The organism is Gaiella sp. (assembly GCF_039915195.1).
Lineage (GTDB): Bacteria > Actinomycetota > Thermoleophilia > Gaiellales > Gaiellaceae > Gaiella.
In genome coordinates this window covers 20420-27555 of the sequence record NZ_JBDSNT010000098.1, presented here as the reverse complement: position 1 = coordinate 27555, position 7136 = coordinate 20420, and the positions used below count along the sequence as shown (strand labels likewise).

The following is a 7136-nucleotide window of genomic DNA, read 5'->3' as shown; positions in this document are numbered from 1 at the left end:
TACCGCGCGATGTGATCCGTGTCAGCGGGCAGGGGCGGTCGAACGAGCACGCGCTCGAGGTCGCCCCACATCGCCTGGCTCCCGTAGTTGGGCACGCGTGCAGGCTAGACGACGACGTTGGTCGGCGTCCGGCCTTCGAGCAGAACCGCCTTCAACGCGTCGACGCAGAGCATTCCCATCGCGATCCTGGTGTCACGCGTAGCGCTCCCGAGGTGGGGTGCGAGGACGACGTTCTCGAGGCCGAGGAGCCTCATGTTCACATGAGGCTCGTGCTCGTAGACGTCCAGACCGGCACCGGCCAATGCTCCCGAGCGAAGGGCAGTGGCGAGCGCCGCCTCGTCGACGACCGGGCCGCGCGCCGTGTTGATGAGAACCGCCGACGGCTTCATCAGCGCGAGGCGGCGCCCGTCGATGAGATGGCTCGTCCCCGCGGTGAGCGGGACGTGCAGCGAGACGATGTCTGCCTCACCGAGCAGGGCGTCGAGGTCGGCGTCCCGCCCCGCGAGAACGGGCACGGCGCCGAACGCTTCGACGAGACGGGCCGTCTCCCGCCCGATCCGACCGCTCCCGATGATGAGCACCGTCTTGCCCTCGAGGCGCTCGCCGAGCATGAACTCGAGCGAGAACTGCCACGGCTCCTGCCGGCGCACGAAGCGATCGCCCTCGGTCACCCGACGCAAAAGCGAGAGCATGAGCGTCAGCGCGATCTCAGCCGTGGCCCGCGTCAGCACATCGGGAGTATTGGAGACGATCACGCCTCGTCGCCGGGCCGCCTCGAGGTCGATGTTGTTCACGCCGACGGCGTAGTTCGCGACGATCTTCAACTGCGGGCCCGCGTCCTCGAGGTAGGCGTCGTCGACGGTCACCGTGAGCATCGTCACGACCCCGCCGGCGTCTCTCACCGACGGGACGATCTCGAACGAGGCCGCGATCGCCTCCTCGACTTCGGCCGGCACCCTGTCGCTGATGTGGACGCGCGGGGATGTCATGCGCTACATCATCTCCGAATCGGCGACAGACAAAGGCACAGGATCACCGAGGTCGCCCGCGTCTGCAGCCGGGCGGTCGAGTCGAGTTCAGCCACGTCGTCGCCGAGGATCGCCTCACCCTGGCGGATAACACCGGCGAGCGCGGCGTGCTCCCGGCCGATCAGGCCCGCTCCCATCACTGCGATCCGAACGTCCGGCACGGCTATGCGCCATTGCCGACGAGCGCCGGCAGGCGCTCGACGACTGCGAGCCACGCCGGATCGTCTGCCTCGACGACATCGAAGTGATCCGCGCAGGGAAGGTCGACGAGCTCGACGGTGTCTCCTGCGGCACACGCAGCGGCCGCGTACTCGTGGCTCTGTGACGAAGGCACGATGTCGTCGCGTCCGCCGTGGACGAGGAGCACGGGGATGCCGAGCGGGAGGAGCGCGGAAGGCGAGGCTGTCGCGTATCGCTCGGGAACATCATCCGGCCCGCCGCCGAGCAATCCGGCGCAGGCGCCGCTTCCGAGCTCCGCTACGGCACCGCGAACGAGATCGAGAACACCAGCCAGCGAGACGGCCGCATGCGGACGCACCCGCGGCCCGCTGCCGGGAGCCCCCACGGGGAGTCGATGGCGTGCTGCGAGCCAGACGGCCAGTTGCCCTCCGGCCGAGTGGCCGACCGTGACGATCCTGTTCGGGTCTACCACGTCGATCCCGGCGATGTAATCGATCGCCGCGGCTGCGTCCTCGAGCGTTCCCGGCCAGCCGCCGCCCTCCTGACCGACGCGGCGATACTCAATGTTCCAGACCGCGTACCCGCGACGGGCAAGGTCATGGGCGAGGAGCGTCATCAGCGTCCGATCCCACCCCCACTTCCAGAAGCCGCCGTGGATCAAGACAACCGTTGGCCAGGTTCCCTCTCCGACCGGCAGGTGAAGGTTCCCGACCTGGTCAGGGTGATCGCCGTAGGCGATCTGGCGCGCGGGCGGGAACCTCGTCCGCGATTCCAGACCGTCGTGTTGATTCAACACGACCTCAGCCCCGGGCCGACACAGTTGCTTGCTTCCAGGCGCCTGACCCTTCTTGTGTCGATCGACCACGAATGCAAACGATCGGCCCCCGCAGACCCGCAAGCCTCCTCCCTGCTCGCCCACACGCTGCGCGGAATCCCTTGTGTTAGTTCAACACAATGTCCGGTGACAGCTCGCTCTCGCGGGCCAGGGTTCGTGGCCTGCCGTCCCATACGCGATCCTCAGGCGAGCAGGGGGCGGCGGCGCGCGAGCGCGTCGAGCAGCGCGTCGATGTCGTCGACAGTGTTGTAGAAGTGGGCGGCAACCCGGAGATTCCCGTCCCGCAACGAACAGACGAAATCCTCCTCTGCAAGCGAGTTGACGAGGGCCGGCGCATCGGTCGAACGCACGCAGACCAGTGGGCCACGGCGGGCCGGATCGACAGGCGTCACGACATCGGCCCCGAGATCGAGGAGACCCGAGATCAGTCGCGTGTTCAGTCCCGCCACGTGCGCTTCGATTGCGGGGACGCCCGTCTCCTCGATGAGACCGAGTCCCGCCACGCCGGCATAGATGTTCGGCACGGGCGGAGTCCCCGCGTCGAACCGGCGCGCGGTTGAGTGGGGCGAGTAGTCGGAGATGTCCATCTCGAAGATGTCCTCGTCGGCGAACCAGCCGGTCTGGGTGGGCGTCAACCCCGCGAGTACCTCACCGCGGATCCAGAGGAAGCCGAGACCGGCGCTCGCGAGCAAGTACTTCACTGTTCCACCGGTGACGAAGTCGGCGCCTAGCGTACGAACATCGAGCTCGATCGCTCCGACCGCCTGGTAGCTGTCGGCAAGCACGAGCGCCCCGTTCGCGTGGGCTGCCTCCGCGATCCCGGCAATGTCATGCCGGTGGCCCGTCCTGTAGGAGATCGTCGTGCAACAGACGAGGGCCGTTCGCTCGTCGATCGCGGCAGCGAACTTCTCCGCCGGAATCGAGCCGTCGGCCTCGGGCCTCACGTGCACGACCTCCGCGCCGCGCAGCTCCTGCGCGTGGGCGATCTGACCGACCGTCGGGAACTCATAGTCGCTGATCACGATCCTGTTCCGCCCGCCACGCTCGAAGGGAAGCGCCGAGACGATGCCGCTCACGCCCTGCGAGACCGATGTCGTTACCGCGACTTCGTCGGGCCGACCGTGAAGCAGCGCAGCGAAACCGGCTCGTGCAGCCTCGGCCCGCTCGACCCAGTACTCCCACTCGGCCCCGTTCTCGTCCCAGCCGGCGAGGTACTCCTCGTAGGCGGCACGCACGCGATGCGAGAGCGCACCCTGGGAGCAGGAGTTGAGGTAGGTCCTGCGCTCGAAGATCGGGAACTCGGCGCGGATCGCATCGCCGACACGCCCGGTGGTGGACTCCGGCTTCGGCGTGTCGTCCGGACTCAGTGGCGCGAAGCTCACGACGGCCCCACCACGTAGCTCGCAGCGACGTCGGGCGTCAGGTAGGCCGCCGACGGACTGCCTGCGGGCGTGAAGATGCCGAGAATTGCCAGCTCACGATCGGTACTCGTGTTCTCGACGATGTGCACCTCCCGCGGCGTGATCCGGAAGGCCGAGCCATTGTCGAGCTCCTCGACGCTGTCGGCGAGGTAGTAGCGGCCGGGGCCACGCCAGATCCAGACGATCTCGTCATAGAGATGGTAGTGCCACGGTGCCTTGCCGGGCGGGACGTAGCCCACGAACATCGTCGCGCGCGTGCAGCCGTTGTGCGGGCCGAAGAGCATCTGGAACGAGCGGCTGCCCGTCGCCTCCCCCGGCTCGACGTGTGCGATCTCGACGACGCGCTCGGGAGGACCCATCGGTGCATGGAGATCCGTGCTCGTGCCGAGCGTGACGCGTACGAGGGAGATCCCGTCCCGTCCGGCCTCGACCGTGGCCTCCTCGCCCTCCAGCAGGAGCGCCGCCGAGCCGACGGCGAGCGGTTCGCCCGTAAGCGTCGCGCTCCCCCCGAAGACGAACAGCAGTACGTCATGCCCGGCGTCACCCACCGCGCGGGAAGAGCCCGCGCTCAGGTGCAGCGTCTCGAGCGCGAGCTCCGATCCTCTCTGCGGAGCAACGTTCCCGTCGGCATGCACGACACCCATCAGCGACCGAGGTAGGCCTTGCGAAGCTCTTCGTTCTGCAGGAGATCCGCGGCGTTGCCCTCGAGCACAACGCGTCCGGTCGAGAGGACGTAGCCGCGATCCGCAATCGAGAGCGAGACGTTCGCGTTCTGCTCCACGATCAGCATCCCGACACCGGTGTCGTTCACCTGCTTGATGATCTCGAAACTCCGCTCGACGAGAACCGGGGCGAGGCCCATCGAGGGCTCGTCCATGAGCAGGAGCTTCGGCTTGGACATCAGCGCGCGGCCCATCGCAACCATCTGCTGCTCGCCGCCGGACATCGTCCCTGCCAGCTGACCTCGACGATCGTAGAGGAGTGGGAACAACTCGTAGACGCGCTCGAACTCCGCCTTCAAGTCGGCCTTGGGGCGAAGGTACGCGCCCATCTCGAGGTTCTCGAGGACGGTCATCGGCCCGAAGAGGCGCCGATTTTCGGGCACGATCGCAAGCCCGCGCTGGATCCGGTGCGCGGTCGGCATGTTCGTTACGTCCTTGCCGGCGAGCTTGACGGTGCCCGTGCGCGGGCGGACGAGCCCGAGGATCGTCTTCAGCGTCGTCGACTTGCCCGAGGCGTTGCCGCCGAGCAGGCAGACGAGCTCGCCCTCGTGGACGACGATGTTCTCGTCCTGGAGGATGTGGATCTGTCCGTAGTACGTGTTGATCCCCTCGAGCTCCAGAATCGGCGTTCCGTTGGCGCTCATTTCCGCGCCATCCCGCCGGTACCGAGATACGCCTCGACGACCTGCGGCGAGGTCGCTACCTCCTCGAACGTGCCCTCGGCGATCTTGAGGCCATGGTCGAGCGCAACGACGCGATCCGAGATGCCCTCGACGACGTGCATGTCGTGCTCGATCACGAGGATCGAGTAGCCACCGTCCGTGCGAAGCAACTCGATCAGCTCCGTGATCTCCTGCGTCTCCTTCGGATTCATGCCGGCGGCGGGCTCGTCGAGCAAAAGGAGGGTCGGGTTGGTTGCGGTCGCCCGAGCGATCTCGAGCCTGCGGCGGTTGGCGTACGAGAGGCTGTAGGCGGGCTGATCCCAGCGGTATCCCATGAGGCGGTCGCCAAAGAAGGCCAGGCGCTTCTCCGCGAGCTCGCGGATCTCCTGCTCTTCGCGACGCATTCCCGGCGTGCGGAGCATCGAGCGGAAGACACCGGCCTTCGTGTGACCGTAGGCCGCGGCCATCACGTTCTCGCGGACCGACATGTTCAGGAACAGGCGCAGTGTCTGGAACGTACGTGCGATTCCACGACCGGTGATCTGGTGCGGCTCGAGGCCGATGATGCTCTTCCCGTCGAACACGATGTCGCCGCCGGTCGGCTGGTAGACGCCGGTGATGAGATTGAAGAGCGTCGTCTTGCCGGCGCCGTTCGGCCCGATGACGCTGACGATCTCGCCGCGGCTCACGTGCAGGTCGAGATCGTCGACGACCTTGAGGCCGCCGAAGGCCATCGAGACGTTCTGGAGGTCGAGGAGCCTGTCGTCCATCAGATGATCTCCACCCGTTTCTCACCGAGGAGCCCGGTTGGACGGAAGATCATCAGAGCGATCAGGATGACGCCGAGAATGATGTACCTCGTCGGCTCGGGCTTGGAGAGCATCACATTCTCCCACACGAAAGCGGCAAGATAGAGCACCGGAATGAGCAGCCCGATCCGAACCCAGCCGTGCACGAGTGTCAGCACCAGAGCAAGAGCCACGAGCGAGATGTACGAGACCGGTGTGATCCAGGCGGCGACGTCGACGGGGACGATCACCCAGTTCGCGGCGAAATCCGCGACGCCTCCGCCCTCGCCGCCGCTGCCGTTGACCCACGCGTTGTCGACCGCTCCCGCGATCGAGTGAACGACGAACCCGAAGACGAACGTCCCGACGACGACGACCGCGAGCTTGACGGAGAACCGGAAGATCGCAACGACTCCCACGATGATGGCGGAGTAGAAGAGCACCCGCGAGTCGCCCGGGTCGCGGAGCAGCTCGAGCAGAATCCCGATCAACACTGCCCCGAGGACGACGCCCGGCTGGCTGCCCGCGCCGCCGAGGATGACCATCGTGTAGATGATGATCAGGAGCGGGAACGAGAACGAGAGCGGGAAGACGCTCGCGCTCAACGCCGTCACAAACGTGCCGCTCAGTGCCGCGATCGCCGCACCGAAGGCAAAGCTCATCAACTTCAGCGAGTTGACGGGCATGCCCATCACCTCGGCCGCCAGGGAGTCCTCCCGGAGCGACCGCCAGGCGCGACCCGTGCGAGAGAGGTTGACGAAGCGCAGGGCCACGTAGACGACCACGAACAGAGCCAGCACGACGTACATGTAGGCCGGGTTGAACAGGCCCCCTTCGCGCGAGACAGCCAGCTCGCGATCGAAGATGCTCAGCGGGTCGACGTTGAGGATCCCGTTCGCCCCGCCGGTGACGTTGCGACCGAAGAGGTCGTCGCCGTTCGTCGTCACGGTGAGGAAGAGCTGGAGGAAGAACAGCGTCACGATCGCGAGGTAGTCCCCCGTGAGGCGACGCGACGGCAGACCGACGAGGAAGCCGACGGTCGCTCCGATCAAGACTACGAGGGGAATCGCGACGATCGTCGGCAGATGCACCCCGTATTGCTCCGAGCTGAGCAACGCATAGGCGTAGGCGCCGATCCCGAAGAACGCCACGTAGCCGAGGTCGAGGAGACCGCCCCAGCCGACGACGACGTTGAGCCCGAGCGCGAGCAGCATGTAGATCGCGATGTCGAATGCCACGCGCCGGACGTAGCCGCTGTCGGATGCGACGGGCACGAGGCAGAAGAGCGCGACGAACGTCGTCAGCCAGGCCCACCACGGGACGACGCGCAGGCGCGCCTCGAGCGTGCCGATGCGGCCCGTGCGGCCGGTGCGGTTGTCCCCGTGTCGTGCGACCCACTCGTCGCGCCCGACGGCCGGGCTCGTCGGCCCCTCCGACGTCGACGCTTCGAGCGCGCCCTCGACAGGTCGGCTCAGCTCGTCGTCGTAGCCACCGCTCATG

The 7136-nt window shown here is 67.0% G+C and carries 8 protein-coding genes; all 8 read right to left on the bottom strand.

What is annotated here, in order from left to right; translation table 11 throughout:
* Positions 1-104: 104 nt before the first annotated feature.
* The 8 genes from ABIR74_RS09890 to ABIR74_RS09855 all read right to left on the bottom strand — a co-directional run bounded on the left by ABIR74_RS09890 (position 105) and on the right by ABIR74_RS09855 (position 7135).
* Positions 105-989 carry a D-glycerate dehydrogenase gene (locus ABIR74_RS09890; RefSeq protein WP_348177577.1) on the bottom strand — a complete coding sequence of 295 codons (885 nt, stop codon included), beginning with the start codon at positions 987-989 and terminating at the stop codon, positions 105-107.
* A gap of 8 nt (positions 990-997) precedes the next feature.
* Positions 998-1189: a hypothetical protein gene (locus ABIR74_RS09885; RefSeq protein WP_348177575.1), complete on the bottom strand. Its 192-nt coding sequence runs from the start codon at positions 1187-1189 to the stop codon at positions 998-1000.
* A gap of 2 nt (positions 1190-1191) precedes the next feature.
* A complete protein-coding gene (locus ABIR74_RS09880; RefSeq protein ID WP_348177573.1) occupies positions 1192-2004 on the bottom strand; it encodes an alpha/beta hydrolase in 813 nt (270 codons plus the stop codon).
* A 221-nt stretch (positions 2005-2225) separates the two neighbouring features.
* Positions 2226-3425: an aminotransferase class V-fold PLP-dependent enzyme gene (locus ABIR74_RS09875; protein WP_348177571.1), complete on the bottom strand. Its 1200-nt coding sequence runs from the start codon at positions 3423-3425 to the stop codon at positions 2226-2228.
* Positions 3422-4108 carry a cupin domain-containing protein gene (locus ABIR74_RS09870; protein WP_348177569.1) on the bottom strand — a complete coding sequence of 229 codons (687 nt, stop codon included), beginning with the start codon at positions 4106-4108 and terminating at the stop codon, positions 3422-3424. Before ABIR74_RS09870 ends, ABIR74_RS09875 begins: the two co-directional genes overlap by 4 nt.
* Positions 4108-4830, bottom strand: coding sequence for an ABC transporter ATP-binding protein (locus tag ABIR74_RS09865; RefSeq protein WP_348177567.1), 723 nt, complete (start codon positions 4828-4830; stop codon positions 4108-4110). Before ABIR74_RS09865 ends, ABIR74_RS09870 begins: the two co-directional genes overlap by 1 nt.
* Complete coding sequence (locus ABIR74_RS09860) at positions 4827-5618, bottom strand: ABC transporter ATP-binding protein (RefSeq protein WP_348177565.1); 792 nt, start codon at positions 5616-5618, stop codon at positions 4827-4829. The genes ABIR74_RS09865 and ABIR74_RS09860 overlap by 4 nt, the downstream gene beginning before the upstream one ends.
* Positions 5618-7135 (bottom strand): branched-chain amino acid ABC transporter permease, encoded by a 1518-nt coding sequence (locus tag ABIR74_RS09855; protein WP_348177563.1) that lies wholly within the window; start codon positions 7133-7135, stop codon positions 5618-5620. The genes ABIR74_RS09860 and ABIR74_RS09855 overlap by 1 nt, the downstream gene beginning before the upstream one ends.
* Position 7136 lies beyond the last annotated feature (1 nt).

Bases quoted from the DNA above. Each gene is read 5' to 3' on its own strand.
- ABIR74_RS09870 (WP_348177569.1), bottom strand. From the start codon at position 4,108: ATGGGTGTCGTGCATGCCGACGGGAACGTTGCTCCGCAGAGAGGATCG.
- ABIR74_RS09855 (WP_348177563.1), bottom strand. From the start codon at position 7,135: ATGAGCGGTGGCTACGACGACGAGCTGAGCCGACCTGTCGAGGGCGCG.
- ABIR74_RS09890 (WP_348177577.1), bottom strand. From the start codon at position 989: ATGACATCCCCGCGCGTCCACATCAGCGACAGGGTGCCGGCCGAAGTC.
- ABIR74_RS09865 (WP_348177567.1), bottom strand. From the start codon at position 4,830: ATGAGCGCCAACGGAACGCCGATTCTGGAGCTCGAGGGGATCAACACG.
- ABIR74_RS09860 (WP_348177565.1), bottom strand. From the start codon at position 5,618: ATGGACGACAGGCTCCTCGACCTCCAGAACGTCTCGATGGCCTTCGGC.